Annotated in this window: 16 protein-coding genes; 10 read left to right on the forward strand and 6 right to left on the reverse strand. The window is 71.9% G+C overall.

Features of this window, described 5'->3' with window-relative positions; genetic code table 11:
* Window positions 1-72 precede the first annotated feature (72 nt).
* Window positions 73-897, forward strand: coding sequence for a VIT1/CCC1 transporter family protein (locus ACGLYG10_RS03705; RefSeq protein WP_083565458.1), 825 nt, complete (start codon window positions 73-75; stop codon window positions 895-897).
* A 123-nt stretch (window positions 898-1,020) separates the two neighbouring features.
* Here the strand turns inward: ACGLYG10_RS03705 and ACGLYG10_RS03710 are convergent, their stop codons facing one another.
* From ACGLYG10_RS03710 to ACGLYG10_RS03725, 4 genes are all read right to left on the reverse strand, one after another.
* Complete coding sequence (locus ACGLYG10_RS03710; RefSeq protein ID WP_073328023.1) at window positions 1,021-2,181, reverse strand: App1 family protein; 1,161 nt, start codon at window positions 2,179-2,181, stop codon at window positions 1,021-1,023.
* Between the two features lie 110 nt (window positions 2,182-2,291).
* A complete protein-coding gene (locus ACGLYG10_RS03715) occupies window positions 2,292-3,554 on the reverse strand; it encodes a glycosyltransferase 87 family protein (protein WP_244542559.1) in 1,263 nt (420 codons plus the stop codon).
* Window positions 3,555-3,564: 10 nt separating this feature from the next.
* The gene (locus tag ACGLYG10_RS03720) at window positions 3,565-4,869 is read right to left on the reverse strand and encodes an MFS transporter (protein ID WP_073328026.1); all 1,305 of its coding nucleotides are present in this window, start codon (window positions 4,867-4,869) and stop codon (window positions 3,565-3,567) included.
* A 63-nt stretch (window positions 4,870-4,932) separates the two neighbouring features.
* Complete coding sequence (locus ACGLYG10_RS03725) at window positions 4,933-6,165, reverse strand: variant leucine-rich repeat-containing protein (RefSeq protein ID WP_073328027.1); 1,233 nt, start codon at window positions 6,163-6,165, stop codon at window positions 4,933-4,935.
* A 160-nt stretch (window positions 6,166-6,325) separates the two neighbouring features.
* Here ACGLYG10_RS03725 and ACGLYG10_RS03730 point away from each other — a divergent pair, with 160 nt between their 5' ends.
* The 9 genes from ACGLYG10_RS03730 (at window position 6,326) to ACGLYG10_RS03770 (ending at window position 15,042) form a co-directional block, all read left to right on the forward strand.
* Window positions 6,326-7,150, forward strand: coding sequence for a PP2C family protein-serine/threonine phosphatase (locus ACGLYG10_RS03730; RefSeq protein ID WP_083565460.1), 825 nt, complete (start codon window positions 6,326-6,328; stop codon window positions 7,148-7,150).
* 5 nt (window positions 7,151-7,155) lie between these two features.
* Window positions 7,156-8,124 carry an FHA domain-containing protein gene (locus ACGLYG10_RS03735; protein ID WP_139240799.1) on the forward strand — a complete coding sequence of 323 codons (969 nt, stop codon included), beginning with the start codon at window positions 7,156-7,158 and terminating at the stop codon, window positions 8,122-8,124.
* 110 nt (window positions 8,125-8,234) lie between these two features.
* Window positions 8,235-9,083 carry an FHA domain-containing protein gene (locus ACGLYG10_RS03740; protein ID WP_073328031.1) on the forward strand — a complete coding sequence of 283 codons (849 nt, stop codon included), beginning with the start codon at window positions 8,235-8,237 and terminating at the stop codon, window positions 9,081-9,083.
* Window positions 9,084-9,216: 133 nt separating this feature from the next.
* Window positions 9,217-10,464, forward strand: coding sequence for an AAA family ATPase (locus tag ACGLYG10_RS03745; RefSeq protein ID WP_073328033.1), 1,248 nt, complete (start codon window positions 9,217-9,219; stop codon window positions 10,462-10,464).
* A gap of 13 nt (window positions 10,465-10,477) precedes the next feature.
* Window positions 10,478-11,473 carry a DUF58 domain-containing protein gene (locus ACGLYG10_RS03750; RefSeq protein WP_073328034.1) on the forward strand — a complete coding sequence of 332 codons (996 nt, stop codon included), beginning with the start codon at window positions 10,478-10,480 and terminating at the stop codon, window positions 11,471-11,473.
* Window positions 11,474-11,475: 2 nt separating this feature from the next.
* Window positions 11,476-11,997 carry an alpha-amylase gene (locus ACGLYG10_RS03755; RefSeq protein WP_073328036.1) on the forward strand — a complete coding sequence of 174 codons (522 nt, stop codon included), beginning with the start codon at window positions 11,476-11,478 and terminating at the stop codon, window positions 11,995-11,997.
* Window positions 11,997-13,043 (forward strand): vWA domain-containing protein, encoded by a 1,047-nt coding sequence (locus ACGLYG10_RS03760; RefSeq protein WP_244542560.1) that lies wholly within the window; start codon window positions 11,997-11,999, stop codon window positions 13,041-13,043. Before ACGLYG10_RS03755 ends, ACGLYG10_RS03760 begins: the two co-directional genes overlap by 1 nt.
* A complete protein-coding gene (locus ACGLYG10_RS03765) occupies window positions 13,040-14,122 on the forward strand; it encodes a vWA domain-containing protein (RefSeq protein WP_083565462.1) in 1,083 nt (360 codons plus the stop codon). Before ACGLYG10_RS03760 ends, ACGLYG10_RS03765 begins: the two co-directional genes overlap by 4 nt.
* Entirely contained in the window at window positions 14,119-15,042 is a 924-nt protein-coding gene (locus ACGLYG10_RS03770) for a tetratricopeptide repeat protein (protein ID WP_073328041.1), read from the forward strand. Before ACGLYG10_RS03765 ends, ACGLYG10_RS03770 begins: the two co-directional genes overlap by 4 nt.
* 38 nt (window positions 15,043-15,080) lie before the next feature.
* Here ACGLYG10_RS03770 and ACGLYG10_RS03775 read toward each other — a convergent pair whose 3' ends face one another.
* The gene (locus tag ACGLYG10_RS03775) at window positions 15,081-15,752 is read right to left on the reverse strand and encodes a TetR/AcrR family transcriptional regulator (RefSeq protein WP_073328042.1); all 672 of its coding nucleotides are present in this window, start codon (window positions 15,750-15,752) and stop codon (window positions 15,081-15,083) included.
* A gap of 293 nt (window positions 15,753-16,045) precedes the next feature.
* On the reverse strand, window positions 16,046-16,324 hold a 279-nt coding region (locus ACGLYG10_RS03780), incomplete at its 5' end, for a hypothetical protein (protein WP_211482971.1).

The following is a 16,324-nucleotide window of genomic DNA, read 5'->3' on the forward strand; positions in this document are numbered from 1 at the left end:
AGGCGCATTGATCGACCTTATCTTCAGAGCATGGGTGTGCCGCAGCTCTCGTGTCCCTTCCGTTCGGAGCGTATGTCCGCTTCGGCCGGGCCACGCGTGCCGTCGGCTGATAACCCCGCTCCTCCGGAGCCGGAGGCCTGCCCAACGGCGTTGTGGCTCACCGCGCGGCCGCGCCGGCACCAGCCCGCCACAGCCGCCTATGCGGACACCGGCGGGGCCTCCGCCCTGGCGTCGCGGCTCAACTGGCTGCGCGCCGGGGTGCTCGGCGCCAACGACGGCATTGTCAGCGTGGCCGGCCTGGTCATCGGTGTCGCCGCCGCCACCCCCACCGACACCGGCGCCATCATGGCCGCCGGGGTGGCCGGAGTGCTGGCCGGGGCCGTCTCCATGGCCGCCGGCGAGTACGTGTCCGTGTCCACCCAGTCGGATACCGAGCGCGCCTACGTGGCCCGCGAGCGCGCCGAGCTGGACGCCGATCCGGCCGCCGGCGTCGACTCCCTGGCCGCCCACTATCGCGCCAAGGGCCTGACGGATGAGACCGCGCGCCGGGTCGCCCGCGAGCTGACGGTGCACGACGCCGTCGGCGCCCACCTGGAGGCCGAGTTCGGGCTGCGCGAGGACGACTACACCAACCCCTGGCATGCCGCCATCTCCAGCGCGGTGGCGTTCACGGTCGGTTCCATGCTGCCGATGCTGGCCATTCTGCTGCTGCCCGTGAGTGTGAAGATCCCGCTGACCTTCGTGTCCGTGCTGGCCGGGCTGGCACTGACCGGCGCGGTGTCGGCCAAACTCGGTGACGCCCCGGTGCGACCCGCGGTGTTGCGCAACGTATTCGGCGGCGCCCTGGCCATGACCGTCACTTGGGGCATCGGCCACCTCATCGGCGTCGCCGTCTAGCACATCGGCGTCAAGTACACGCGTTCACTTCAGATACACGAGTTTTAGAGGATTGCACGCGCCCCGCACCTGCAAAGCTCCAAAACTCGTGTGTCCGGCGGGAACTCGTGTCGATGGCGAGGTTCAGCGCTGAGGCTGCACGGCTAGCGCCTCGGGGTGCAGGGCGCGCGCCAGCTCGAAGCCATCGGCCCCCGCCGCCACTGGCACGCCGGACTCGGCCAGCGCCCGAACCTCCGGCGCCAGCCCCACCGGGTGGGTCAGCTGCGTGCCCGCGAGCACCTGCTCGGTCGGGGTGAGGCGCCGGATCGCCACCGCCGCCACCCGGTCGGAGTGCTCGCGTGCGACCTCCCCGTAGATCAGTGGGTCGTGCTGGCCGTCGTCTCCGACCAGCAGCCACTTCACCTCCGGCAGGTCGATCATGAGCCGACGCAGACCCGTGCGCTTGTGCTCGATGCCGCTGCGGAACAGGCCGGTGTTCGTGGGTCCCCAGTCGGTCATCAGCATGGGCCCCTGCGGGAAGCCGTTGCGTTCGAAGAAGGCGCGGTAGGTCGGCACCACGTTCCAGGCCCCGGTGGACAGGTAGATCACCGGCGTTCCCGGGTGCTCCTGCAGCACCTGCGTGAGCAGCTGCGCCATGCCCGGTACGGGTTCGCGCGAAGAGGTGTACTTGACCAGCTGGTTCCAGGCGGCCACGAACATGCGGGGCACGTGGGAGACCATGACCGTGTCGTCGATGTCGCACACGACGCCGAGCCGCGGTCCGGGGGCGACGACGAACACCCGTGTGGTCACGGGCTCCGTCCCCGTCGCCTCCAGGGTGGCGTCGTGCCAGCCGGGGGGCAGGCCGTGGCCGCGCACGACGACGTCGACGTACCCCTCCCGGTCGGCGCGGGTCTGTACGCTCGCGGCGCCGAGGTGGACGGTCACCGGCAGGTGCGGGACGGGCACGTCGATGAACATGCGCCAGCCGCGCTGTGCCTCCAGCAGGTTCTGCGCGGCCTGACGGCGCGCGTCGCGGGCCGTGGTCGGCAGCTGCTCGGGCAGGCGTTGGAACAGGGGTCCCTCGCTGGGAGCGTTGGGTGGGCGCATGACCATGCGCGCCAGCACGCGCGCCATGTCACGCGATGGGGCGTCGGGGGCCGGGACTCCGCTGCGGTCAGGCGCGGCCGAGCCGTAGCCGTCGTAGGCGATCGCCCGCGGGCGCCAGCCGCGGCGCCGGAGCACGGGGATCGAGTCACGGTGGAACTGGTCCGCGGCGGCGCGGACGATGTCGGCAAACGGCACCCGTCCATTCTACGGACACCCCTCCGGGCGGCGGCGGGGACGGGACTGGGAGACGGCTGGGAGGACGCTGCGGGCTCTCCGCCCCGCCCCCTCGCCGAGGTCGGTCGAAGTTACGCACCGAGGTCGGTTGATGTTACGTGCCGAGGTCGGTTGATATGGCGACCGGCCGCGCGCCACAGGACCACGCCGGCGGCCAACGCCCACCATGTGTAGGACGAGCCCACCACCGTCGCCCAGAAGGGCCAGTCCTGCTCGACGTGGTTCTGCTCCGGGAACCACCACTGCATGGCCAGGCCGAACACCGCCGCGCCGGCGGCCGCGGTCGTCAGCAGCGACGGCGCCGCCCATGCCAGCCCCGCGGACACGAGCCCCATGAGAGCGGGCAGGCACCACACCCAGTGGTGCGACCAGGAGATGGGGGAGAGCAGCAGCCCCAGCGTCATCGCCACCGCCGTCTGCAGCACCAGGACCACGCCGTCGGCCGGGGCGGGCGCACCATCAGCGGCCGGGCGCAGGCGATTCAGGCGCACCAGCAGCAGCCAGGCGGCGATGACGGCGGCCGCGGCCAGGACCGCCCAGACCACGTCCCAGGTCTGCGTCGGCAGCCAGCGCGCCACCAGCCCCTTGAGGTTCTGGTTACCGGAGTAGTCCGTGAAGCCCGCGCGGGAGGAGTCCCACATCGCCGAGAAGAAGAACTGCGCCGACTCGCTGGGCGAGGCCAGCCAGCTCAGCGCCGTCACCCCCAGGGCGGAGCCGACCATGGTGGCCGCCGCCCGCCACTCCCGCCGCGCCAGGAAGACGAGCACCGCGATCGCCGGGGTCAGTTTGAAGGCGGCGGCCAGTCCCGCCGGCACGCCCCGTAACCGGGAGGCGGGCGGAACCACCAGCAGGTCGAGCGCGACCAGCATCATGAGCACCGCATTGATCTGCCCGTACTCCATGGTCTTGGGGATCGGCTCCAGCACTATCACCGCGGCCAGTGCCAGCCACGGGGCGGCGCCCCATGCCACGCGGCGGCCCGCACCCAGGGCGTGCAGCACCGCCCACGCCGCCACCGCGGTGCACACCGGTGTGGCCACCACCAGCGCCACCTGGGTGGCCCGGTCCGACCACCAGGTCAGGGGCGTGAGTGCCCAGGCGGCGAACGGCGGGTAGGTGAAGGGCCACAGCTGCTGGTCGGGGTTGGCGTACCAGCCGTACAGGCTGCCGCCGGCGTGCCACTGGGCGACCGCGTGGTGGTAGATCCAGGCGTCGAGCTTGAAGGTGGCGGTGCCGTCCTTGCCCCACAGAGTCGGGTAGATGGACAGGGCCAACGCCGCCCAACCGATCAGGGCGGCGGCAGGGGAAGAGAGTGCGCGCTTGAGGGACTCCACGCCGGGCAGTCTAGGCCGGGTGCACCGGGAGGCCGGGGTCCGCGTCCGCCACCTGTGGGGAGGCCGGCAGGACGTGGTGCGGGCGGGCATGCCGCAGCGTGCGCAGCCCGGCCAGGCACATGACGACGGCGAGCCAGCCCATAGCCGCCACCAGCAGGTAGCCGCCGTGACTGTCGGCGGCGTCGATCGCATGACCGCCGAACATGGAACCCAGCGACACCCCGATGTTCATGGCGGTGCCGACCCAGGCCAGCCCCTCGGTGAGCTGAGAGGGCGCCACCGACACCTGGGTGATCGTGTTGCCGGTGGTGACCGTCGGGGCGATCGCCATGCCGGTAAGCGCCATCAGCATCCCCAACACCACCAGGTTCGGCGCGAACATGAGGGTCGAGGCGCCCACCGCCAGCGCCGTGGCGCCGAACAGGAACTGCTGCCACAGCGGCCGGTGCCACGAGCGCGAGCCGTACACGAGAGCCGCGGTGAACGAGCCCACGCCCCAGGCCGCCAGTACTACTCCCGATGCCGACTTCCTGCCGAGTTCGGTGGCGAAGGCGACGGCGGCGACGTCGTTGGCGCCGAACATGGCGCCGGAGGCCAGGAAGACGGCGATCACCGCGACGACGGCACCGTGCCGCAGCACCGGCACGGTCGCCTGGCCCGACGTCGGCTCGGGGGCCGCGCCCGCCGATGCGCCTGCGCGCGCCTCCCGCCGACGACGGTGCGGCGTCGGCTCGGTGGCCCGCTGGGAGAAGAACCACAGCCCGCCGCCCAATTGCAGGGCGACCGCTGCGATCCAGCCGCTGGTGGGCGGCAGGGAGGTGCACAGCACCGTGGCCAGCACCGGACCGATGATGAACGCGACCTCGTCGAAGGCGGCCTCAAGGGAGAAGGCGGTGTGCACCTGTTCCGGGGTGGTCAGGATCGTCGTCCAGCGCGAACGCACCAGGGAGCCGAAGGACCCGGCCAGTAGCCCCGCCAGTGCCGACAGCACCAGCAGGACGCCCAGCGGGGCGTGGGCCTGCGCGGCGACCGCCAACCCGACCAGCGCAGCCGCCGAGCCGAGCATCGCCGGCAGCATGATCCGCGACTGCCCGTAGGCGTCGACGAGCCGCGCCAGCACGGGTGCCCCGACGGCGACGGCGACCACGTTCACGGCGGACACGGTTCCGGCCGCCGAGTAACTGCCGTAGAGCTCCTGGATCGCCAGGATGGTGGAGATGCCCACCATGGACATGGGGAAGCGGGCGAGCAGGCCCGCGATGGAGAAACCGAGTGCGCCGGGGCGGCGCAGGATGGTGGCGTAGGTCGAGGACATTCAGTTCTGAGAGTTGTGGATTGAAACGGAGGCCCGCCCTCGCGGCGGGTCGGGCGAGGCCGGTCAGCGGCTGGTGGTCTCGGCCTCGGAGCGCGACATGCGGAAACCGTTGCCGGACACCTGGCTCCAGCACTCGATCCCGGCCTCGGTGGAGGTGCAGGCGAAGGTGTCGTTCTTGGCCGACGCGCCATAGTTCAGCGAGGCGCCGGCGGCGGAGAAGGAGATGCCGCAACCGCCCTCGGCCTCATCGTCGGTGCCCACGCTCACCGTAAAGGCCTGAGCGTTGGAGTCGTTGCAGGAGCTGTCGGTGGGGACGAAGTCGTGGTCGTTGATGGTGCAGGAGACGGAGTCGTCGCCCAGCACGCAGCTGATGTTGCCCGACGGCGTGGTGAAGGCGGCCATCTCGATGGCATCGGCGGGGGCGGGCGCGGTCAGGTTCTGGGATGCGGTCGGGCTGGGCGACGGCGTGGACGACGGCGTCTCCTCGGCCTGCGTCGGCGTGGTGGCGGGCTCCTGCGGGGCCGCGGCCTGAGTGGTACTGGTGATCGGGGCGGGGTCCTCGCCGCCGTGGTTCGAGCTGAAGAACCACACCACCAGCGCGACCACGAGCACCAGGGCCACGGCGGCGAGGACCCACAGCCACCGGTTGCTGCTGCCCCGCTGCTCTTCCGCCTCGGGGGTGCCGACGCCGAAGACGCCCTGGTCGCCGGCCTGCGGCTGCTGGTTGGTGGGCTGGGCCTGCTGGTAGGCGGGCTGGGGCTGCTGGTAGGCGGGCTGGGGCTGCTGGTAGGCGGGCTGGGCGTAGGCCGGCTGCTGCGGCTGGGGCTGGTAGACCGCCTGCTGTGGGGGCTGCTGGTAGGCGAAGGCCGCGGTGGGTGCGGCCGCGTCCCGTGCGGCCTGGCGTCCCTCCATAATGGGGCGGCGCTCGGGAGTGACCGCACGTGTGACCTCGGGCTGGAAGATGGCCTGGGTCGGCGCTCCCGTGCCGGTCTGCGGGGCTTGCCCGCCGACCTGCGCGGCGGCGCCCGACTCATTCGCGGCGGCCTGCATTGCCGCCTGTGCCTGCTCCAGGCTCAGGGCCTGCGTGGTCGCGGCGGCATGGCGGCGGGCGAGCGCGGCGTCGACGGCGGGATCTCCCAGGCTGCCGAGCCACTCCAGGAGCGCCGGGTAGGTGCGCGGGTTCTCGGCGATGTAGGGGCGCAAGCCGGGGTAGTTGTTGGCGAGCTCGTGCAGGGTGGTGAGTTCCGCATTGGGGTCGCTTGCCCGTGCGACGAGGTCGTCCTGAGGCTGAGACATGCTGGATCCTTTGTGACTGCGTGGGCTCGGCCCGCGTATTTTCGCGGGCGGCCGGTGGGTGTCGGCACCCCGAGCCTACCTGAGAGCACAATTCGGCGGCTTGGCCGGTATCGTCTGGGACACGAGACCGCCCGCATTACCGCACTGCAAGGAGACGTCGATGCCCGAGGACAGCGAGTCATTCGACCCGGTTGAGCCCGACGACTCGGCGGATGCGGCGGCGGCCCTGGCGGCACCGCAGTCCCCGGACGACGCCGGGCCGCGGCCGAGCACCGTCGTCGGTGCGGCCACCGACGTCGGTCGCCTGCGCCGCGTCAACGAGGACGGCTACCTCGCCCTCGCGCCCGCCTTCATCGTGGTCGACGGCATGGGCGGGCATGCCTCCGGCCGGGCCGCCGCCCGCACCGCCCTGGGCGCACTGCTCCCACTGGCCGGGAGCCGCATCACCGATCGCGCCGACGTCGTCGCCGCCGTTCTCGCGGCCGGTGAGGCGGTGGCCGCGATCCCCTCGCAGGCGGCTAACCCGCCCGGTGCCACCATCGCCGGCGCCGTGCTCGCCGACCTGCCGGAGAGACGCACTTGGATCGTGTTCAACGTGGGCGACTCGCGCGTCTACCTGCTGCGCGACGACCTGTTGTCCCAGCTGTCCCACGACCACTCCCAGGTGCAGGAGTTGGTGGACGCCGGTCAGCTCACCCGTGCCGAGGCCCACATCGACTCGCGTCGCAACGTGGTCACTCGGGCGTTGGGCGCGGGCCTCAACCAGCCCGCCTACCCCGAGCTGCACCTGGTGGAGGCGCGCGCCGGCGACCGCATCCTGGTGTGCTCCGACGGCCTGAGCGACGAGCTCGACGACGACGCCCTGGCCACCGTGCTCGGCTCCGGCCTGGGGGCGCAGCGCACCGCGGAGGTGGCCGTGGCCGCCGCGCTCGAGGCCGGCGGGCACGACAACGTCACCGCCCTCGTGGTCGACCTGTCGGAGTAGCGGTCGTGAGCACGCAGACGGGCGCCGGGACGCAGGAGCTAACGGTGGTGGGCAGATACGGAACCGCCGTCCTGTCGGCCGGGGCGCCGCCGCAAGTGCGTCTGTGTGTGCTCGAGGCCCTGGGCGGGCCGCCCCGCACCGACGCCGCCTCTGACCCCGCCCCTGGAGAGACCGGGGTGTGGGTGGACCCGAACCGCGCGCCCCTGCCCGAGACCGGCGTGTGGGTGGACACTGCCGACGAGGCCGACGAGGCCGACGAGGCCGACGAGGCCGACGAGGCCGACGAGGCCGACGAGGCGGCCCTGCGCGCGCAGGAGGACCAGGAGGGCGCGGAACAGTTCGAGCCCGGCGCCGACTCTGGGCGCCGTCGTCGCGGCCGGCGGGTCGACTCGGCGGACATGCCGGCCCTCGCGCCCGCCTCGGCGGATACGGCGGATGCCGCCGCGTCACCCGATTCCGGCGCCGACGCCACCCAGACGCTGGGGGAGGCCACCATTGCGCTGGTGACGGAGGCGACGCCGCCTCTGGTCCGTGCCGTCATGTGTGCCGCCGGGCATCCCAACCCGCCCGACGCGGCAGCCTGCCAGGCCTGCGCCGCCCCGCTCACCGGTGAGATTCGGCAGGTGCCGCGGCCGGTGCTGGCGGTGCTGAGCCTGTCCACCGGGCAGGCCGTGCCGGTGCGCGGCGACGTCGTCGTCGGCCGGGCCCCGCAGGCACCGGCCGGGTCCGAGGCGAGTACCCAGCTGATCACCGTGCCCAGCCCCGCCCACTTCGTATCCCGCTCGCACCTGGAGGTGAGCGTGGCCGGTTGGAGCTTGCTGGCTCGTGATCTCGGCTCCGCCAACGGCACGGTGCTGGTGCGGGCGGGCATGCCACCGGTGCTGCTGGCAAGCACCCTGCCCACGCCGCTGATCGTCGGCGACCTGCTCGACGTCGGCGACGGCGTGACCTTGCGCGTCGATCCGCCGCTGTGACCTGCGACCGCTTTCACGGGTGAGATGCGTTCACGGCGAACAGTTGGCGCGCCCATCCGTTACGCTGTTGTTAGCCAAGCAGAGTCGATGCGCAGCGAGCGGAGGACCCCATGAGCGACCTGACCTGGACCGAACTGCCCGAGGTCGACCCCGACCGTCCCGACGAGCTCGTCCTCGACTTCTCCGGCGAGGTCTACCGCGTCGGCACCGATGAGATCTTCGTCATCGGCCGCGGCGGCGACCTGGACATCGACGACAACCCCTACCTGCACCGCCGCTTCCTGGTGCTGCGTCACGACTCCGGCCTGTGGTGGATCGCCAACGAGGGCTCACGCCTGTCCGCCACGCTCACCGACGGCGACGGGCTGGTGCAGTCCCGGCTCGCCCCCGGCGCCAGCATGCCGCTGGTGTTCTCCCGCGTCATTCTGACCTTCTCCGCCGGGCCCACGACCTACGAGATCGACCTGATCACCGCCGAGGCCGGGCGCTTCGCCGGCATCGACGGCCACAGCCCGAGCCCGCGCGGTCAGACCACCATCGGCGCCACCCCCATGACCCGCTCCCAGCGGCTGCTCGTCCTCGCGCTGGCCGAGCCCGTGCTCAAGCGGGCCGGCACCGGCTCGGCCGAGATCCCCTCCTCGGCCTCGGCGGCCGCCCGCCTGGGCTGGTCGCTGACCAAGTTCAACCGCAAACTCGACAACGTCTGCGAGAAGCTCGACCGGGTGGGCGTGCGCGGGCTGCGCGGCGGACGCGTCGGCGGAGTCGCCTCCAACCGGCGGGCCGCGCTGGTGGAGCACGCCGTGTCCACCCTGATGGTGACCGCCGAGGACCTGCCCCTGCTGGACGAGGAGTACCAGGCGAACCGGGTCGCCGCCGCACAGGCCGCGGCCGGAGCCGAGTCCCGCGTGGACACCGCCCCGGTGCCGCACGACTCGGGCCGCGATGCGGGGAACGCCTGACAGGCCCTGTGGGGAGTAGTACCCACCACAGTACTGGGAAACGGTCGGGGAGCTCGTGTAGCCTCCCCGTGACAATGTGCTTGCGGCGTGCCCTGTATGGGCCGATCGTCCGGGGCAGAGCCAGAGGAGATTCATGAGCAATCAGCCAAATCCGTCGGGAGTCGGCGCTGCAGGCGCGAGCAACGGCTCCTTCCCGCCGCCCATCCCCCCGGTCCCACAGCCCTCGGCCGCGCCGACGCCGGCTCCGGCGGCCGCGCCGCCCACCCGGTCCGGCACCGGGCGCCGCGCCCGCACGGCCGCCGTCGTCGCCTCCTCCCCGGACACCGACTACCCCAGCACCCAGTCCCTACCCTCATCCGCCGAACTCGAGCGCGAGGCCGAGCGGACCTCCCGCTCCAACGCCTCCCCGCGCGCCGACGTCGAACGCGCCGGCGAACTGTTGGGCCGCGTCAGCGACATCTTCTCCCAGCGGGTGGTCGGGCAGGAGCAGCTGCGCCTGGCCCTGGTCTCCAGCCTCATCGCCGGGGGACACATCCTCCTCGAATCCGTGCCCGGCCTGGCCAAGACCACGGCCGCCCAGACGCTGGCCGCCGCCGTCTCCGGCACCTTCCACCGCATCCAGTGCACCCCCGACCTGATGCCCAACGACATCGTCGGCACCCAGGTCCTCAACTACGCCACCGGCGAGATGACCACCCAGCTCGGCCCGGTCCACGCCAACATCGTGCTGCTGGACGAGATCAACCGCTCCAGCGCCAAGACCCAGTCGGCGATGCTGGAGGCCATGCAGGAGCGGCAGACCTCCATCGGCGGGGTCATCTACCCGCTGCCGCAGCCCTTCATGGTGATGGCCACCCAGAACCCCATCGAGGAGGAGGGTACCTACGTGCTGCCCGAGGCCCAGATGGACCGCTTCCTGATGAAGGAGGTGCTGACCTACCCCAAGCCGGCGGAGGAGGCCGACGTCCTGGACCGCATCTCCAACGGCGCCTTCGAGGAACCCATCCGCAACCGCCCCATCTCCACCGAGGACGTGGAGTGGCTGGCCGGTGCGGTCGAGCGCGTCTATGTGGACCCGGTCATCAAGCAGTACATCGTCGCCCTGGTCAACACCTCCCGCGGCGGCGGGCCGCGCCCCGTTCCGGGGCTCGAGCGGCACGTGCGCGTGGGCGCCTCCCCACGCGGCGGCATCGCCCTGATGAAGATCGCCCAGGCGGTCGCCCTGCAGGCCGGCCGCACCTATGTGACCCCCGACGATGTGCGGCTGCTGCGCTACGGGGTACTGCGCCACCGCCTGGTGCTCACCTACGACGCCCTGGCCGATGACATCGCGCCGGAGTCCATCATCGACGCGATCTTCGCGGCCGTCCCCACCCCCTGAGCGGCACGACACCATGACCAGCGATCCGGTCTCCGCAAACGCGCCCGAGCCGACCTCCGCCCGACGGCGGTCCGGCTCCCGGGTGGCGCGCGTGCGCGGGCGCCTGTCCCTGCCCACCCTGCGCCGCTCCACCAGCCTGCTGGACGGGCGCCACCGTTCCGTGTTCGTCGGCCACGGCCAGGACTTCGACGACTTGTCCAACTACCGGCCCGGCGACGACGTCACCGACATCGACTGGAAGGCCTCCGCCCGCATCGGCCAGCCGGTCATCAAGCGCTACCAGCGCGAGTCCAACCTGCCGCTGGTGCTCGCCGTCGACACCGGCCGCACCATGGCCGCCCAGGCCCCCAGCGGGGAGGACAAGCGCGAGCTCGTCCTCGCCGTCGCCGAGGTCTTCGCCTATCTGGCCCGCCTGCGCGGCGACACCGTGGCCCTGGTCGCCGCCGACACCGCCCGCGTGGTCTCCCGCCCGCCGCGGGCCGGCAGTGAGCACACCGAGATGATCCTGTCCCTGGTTCAGCGCCAGCTGGACGCCCTCACCCGCGGCGACGAACTGGCCCCCGGCGCGCCCGGTCCGGCCCTGTCCACCCTGCTGGAACGCGTCGGCACCTGGCACCGCCGCCGCAGCCTGGTGGTGCTGATTACCGACACCTCCCACCCCGATGCCGGCAGCGACCCGGCCGTAACCGACCGGCTGCGGCGCCTGTCCGCCCAGCACGAGCTCATCGCCATCCAGATCGCCGACGACACCCCGCTCGCGCCCGGCCGGGGGCGGGCCCGCGACGTCGAACTGACCGGCGAGATTCCCGCATTCCTGCGGGAAGACGCCAAACTGGCGGCCGGTCTGGTCGCCACCGAGGGGGCCCGCCGCGCCGCCGTGACCGCATTGCTGGACGCCCGTCACATCGAGCACACCGCCATCCACTCCGACGCCACTCTGGTGGACTCCATCGCCTCCCTGCTGGCCCGTCAACGCCTGGCGTCCCGCCGGGGCGGGGGGAGGCGCTGAGCGTGCCAGTCAACTATCCCGTGCTGATGCCCGTGTGGCTGGTGATCGTCGGCGTGGTCGTCCTGATCGCGGCCGCCGCCGTCATCCTGCGCGCCTTCCTGGTCACCCGTCGCGACACCGCCCGCACCGTTGGAGACATCCCCATGGCCGCCTCCGAGCGCAGCCAGTGGGTGCGCCGCGTCGACGAAGCCGCCGCCCGCTACCGCAGTGGCGAACTGGAACTGCGCGGACTGCACCTGGAATTGGCCGGCGCCCTGCGCGGCTTCGCCACCGCCCGCAGCGGTGAGGACATCGTCTCCGCCACCGTCCTGGAGATCCTCGACATGGCCGACACCGCCGGCCCCCGCTCCATTCTCGAGCGGCTGCGGCGGGTGCGCGCCAGCCGCCGTCCCCTGGACACCAATCCCCTCGGGCATGTCGGCGAGCTACTGGCCGTGTGGGAGCAGCCCTCCTTCGACCGCGACCCCGACGCCGCCGCCGACGCCGCCATCGGCGAGGCCAAGGAGGTGGTCACCCGATGGTGATGCCCTGGTTGGTTGTGCTGATCGTCCTGGCCGCCATCGCGGTGGTCGCCCTGGCCGCCACCGGCCATCTGCCCGGCGGCAGGTCTGCGCGCCGCGGTGCCGCACCACGGCGAATCGCCAACTCCGCCGCCCTGCTGACCAGCGCCGCCCTGCGGGAGCGGCTCACCCGGCGGCGCCTGCTGTACGCCGGGATGGGGGCCGTCCTAGCGGTCAGCCTGGCCGCCTCCGCCGCCCTGGCCGGCAGGCCGGTGGAGCGCACCGTGCGCAATGAGTCCCTGGCGAGCCGTGACATCGTGCTGTGCCTGGACATCTCCACCTCCATGGTGACCACCGACTCCAAGATCCTGGACACCTTCGCGCAACTGCTGGACACCTTCGAGGGGGAGCGGGTGTCGCTGGTCGTCTGGAACACCACCGCGCAGACGATCGTGCCGCTCACCGACGACTACGACCTGCTGCGCGATCAGTTCAACGAGATCGCCGACGTGCTCGACTTCGTGCCCGTGCGCGGCAACCCCGCCCTGGAGCGCTACTACCAGACCTTCCCCGGCACCTTCTCCGAAGACGTGCTCGCCTCCTCCCTGGCGGGGGACGGGCTCGCCTCCTGCACGCTCGCCTTCGACAACCAGGTCTCCGACCGCTCCCGCTCCATCATCCTGGCCACCGACAACCAGATCATCGACCCCTACGAGCAGCAGATCTACTCCGTGTCCGAGGCGGCCGACCTGGCCCAGGAGGACTCCATCCGCCTGTTCTCCCTGTTCGGTGCCGACCCGGAACTGGCCGACCCGGACGTGTCCGGCAAGGACGTGGACGAGGCCCGCGAGGACCTGCGCGACATCACCACCGAGCACGACGGCCGCTTCTACGAGGTGGACGACGCCGACACCGCCGGCCAGATCGTCCAGGAGCTGGAGTCCGACCAGATCGACGAGCTGGACACCAACACGCAGGTGCGCGTCACCGACGTGCCCGAGCGGGCCGCCGCCCTGCTGTCGGTGTTCGTACTGGCCTTCCTGGCCGTGGCCGCATGGAGGCGCGCATGAGCCTGGTGCCCCTGTTCGGTTGGCCGTTGACGATCCTGGCGGCGCTCGTCGTCGTCGCCGCGCTGGCCGTCTCCGCCCGCTGGCTGCTGCGCGACGGCGCCGACCCGGGCGCCCGCACCACCTGGTGGCGGCGCGTGGCGCTGGGCGCGGTCATGGTGCTCATCCTGGCCGGTCCCAGCCTGGCCGCAACGGAGGCGGTGGCCGTATCCAACGTGGAGATCTACCTGGTGGTGGACCGTACCGGCTCCATGGCCGCCGAGGACTGGGCGGGCGGTCCCGATGCCGGCGGCGGCACCCGCCTGGACGGGGTGCGCGCCGACCTGACCGCCATTCGCGAGGCCTACCCCGACGCCCGCTTCAGCGTGATCGCCCTGGACTCCACGGCCGCCCGCGAGCTGCCGCTGACCCGCGACGTCAACGCCGTCGACGCCTGGATCGGTGCGCTGCAGCAGGAGATCACCGGCCGCTCCCACGGCTCCTCCCTGGAGCGTGCTCTGCCGCTGCTGGCCCAGACCCTCGTCGCGGCCGCCGACTCCAGTCCCGAGGACGCCCGGCTGGTGTACATCCTGTCCGACGGCGAGGCCACCGACGACGGTGCCGGCGCCGACGAGGCCGCAGCCGCCGGGATCAGTTGGGAACAACTGGCGGAAGTGGTCGACGGCGGCGCGGTGCTCGGGTACGGCACCGAGTCCGGCGGCTCCATGCGGGCCTTCGACGGCTCCGGGAGCGACAATGCCGACTACATCACCGACCCGGAGACCGGCGAGGCGGCCGTGTCCGTTCCCGACACCGCCGAATTGCAGTCCGTCGCCGATGCCCTGGGGATCACCTACCTGCAGCGCACCGGCAGTGACGACGACCCCACCAGCGCCTTCACCGATCAGGACGTCGAACAGGTTCTGTCCGACGGCCGCGAGCGCAGCCGCTACAGCCATTACATGATCTGGCCGTTGGGCGTGATCGCCGCCGGCCTGCTCATCTGGGAGGGTGTTGCCCTCATCCGCGCCGACCGGGCCCTGCAGGACCTGACCCGTCCCGCCGTCGGCACCCGACCGAGCCAGGCAGGAGGCCCCCGATGACTACCGCCGGCACCCCGGACCCCACCGGCCTGCCCGGCGGGAACGACGCCTTCCGCCCCGGCGCCCGTAGCGAGGCCGACGCCGCCGACTACGCCGTGCGCGTCGGCATCACCGACTCCGCCGACTCCGCCCCCGAGTCCCCCCATCACCGGCGGGCCCGGCTGGCGCGGCGCCGCCGCCTGCTGACCTGGCAGGGGATCCCGGCCACCGTCGTCGCCGTCGTCGGGGTGTGGATGCTGTCGGTGTGGGGACTGACCTTCGCCGGCAACCATGCGGTCGTGGACGGCAGCTACACCACGGCGATCGGCCGCTACCGGGCGGTGGAGCGCCTGAACCCGTGGCTGGAGCAGTGGCGCGTGCACTACAACCTGGGCACCGCCCAGCTGCTGGACGATCAGCTCGACACCGCGGTGAGCGAACTGGAGGAGGCACTGGGGACCGCCCCCGCCGCCGGCACCGTGCAGGTGAAGGACGACGAGGGCAACGTGGTCACGATCCTGGACCCGGAGTCGCCCGAGTGCCTGGTGCGGGTGAACCTTTACGTCACCCACCTGTCACTGGCCGCGCAGGCCGCGGAGGCGGATGACGCGGATACCTCGGAGGCGGAGCAGGACGCGGCCGTGGAGGCGGCCGGCGATTGCGAGGTGCCGCCGCCCCCGCAGCCCGACCCACCGCAGCCCGACCCCAGCACGTCCTCTTCGGAACCGCCCACCGCCGAGCCGACGCCGTCGGACGGGTCCACGGGAACGCCCTCCGCGGAGCCGACCGCCACCGGGCAGGGGGATTCATCGGCGTCGCCGTCGCCGAGTCCTTCACCCTCCCCCACACCCACCGACGCCAAGCGCCAGAAACTTGAGGATCGCAACGGTGATGCCAATTCCACCACCGGATCCGGCGGCGGGTACGGACGTCAGTGGTGAGACGCCCGCAGCAGCAGTACTAGCAGGCCGGCGGGGCGTCAGCCGGCGGCGCGGGCGGGCCGGGGTGTCGGTTCGGTGGCGTGCGGGGGCCGCACCGCGGGAACGGCATGGTCCGGCGTTGGTGCCCCCACGGCGCGCAGCACGAAGGTGTCCAGGGCGTCGAGGTAGGCGGCGCGTGCACGCGGCTCGGTCGGTGCGGGGCGGCCGCCCAGCACGCAGGCGTGGATCAGCGGGATCACCAGCGCCGGGTCTTGGCGGGGGATGGCGCCGGCGTCCATCGCGTCGGACAGGATCTGGGTGAGCATCGTCGTCATTTGCTCGGCGTGGGCGTGCAGGCGACCGGCCGTGCTGCGGGAGACCGAGCGCGCCAGCGGGCCGGTGGCCGGGAAGTGATAGTGACGCTTGATCAGTGCCTGTTGGCGCACGTAGACGCGCAGTCGGTCGATGGGGTCGGCGACGTTGCTCAGGGCCTGGGCGAGCTCCTTGGCGTAGCGGCCGGTCTCGTGCTCCATGAAGGCCAGGAGCAGGTCCTCCTTGTCCGTGAAGTGGTTGTACACGGCGGTGCGGCCGACGCCGGCGCGGGCGGCCACGTCGGACAGGGTGATCTTGTCGAAGGGCCGTTGGGCGAGCAGGTCGGACAGGGCGTCGAACAGGGCGCGGCGGGTGCGCTCGCGGTGTTCGGCGAGTGAGTTACCCATGATCTTCGGCATGAGGACACCCTAACCCTTAAGGTGACGGAGCGGCGAGAAGTGTCAGCAAGTGAGCTCTTGGCATTTGTGGGTGCCGTGAGCGGGCGGGTGACGGTCCGTGCGTTCCGCCGACGGTTCGGCGCCTTCGCCCGACGGATCGTGCGCTCGTCTGACGGTTCGTGCGTTCTGTTGACGGTTCGTGTGTTGCGGTCGACGATTCGGCACTTCTTGCGACGGTTCGTGGGGTAGGGGTACTGTGCTGTCTCCACACTTCTGGGACGGTTGGATCTCATGACTTCTGGGACGGTTGAGTCTCAAAGCTTCTGGGACGGTTGGGAGCGGGGTGAGCGGGGTGGTCTGGTGATGATTCTGTTGGGTGGTTTGGAGGCGTTGATGGTGGCCCGGCTGTGGGTCTGGGCCTGGGTGGGCTGGGGCCAGGGAATCGCGGCGAAGTGTGTTCCGGCCTGGTCGTACAGGTCCAGGCGGGTGGGGTACTGGCGGAACTCGATCGTCTGGCCGGCCATGAAGGAACCGACGTAGATGATCCGGCCCTTGTAGGTCACGCTCCCGTTGCTCAGGGCCTGTCTGCTGGT

The sequence above is a fragment of the Actinomyces glycerinitolerans genome, from assembly GCF_900098745.1.
GTDB lineage: Bacteria > Actinomycetota > Actinomycetes > Actinomycetales > Actinomycetaceae > Actinomyces > Actinomyces glycerinitolerans.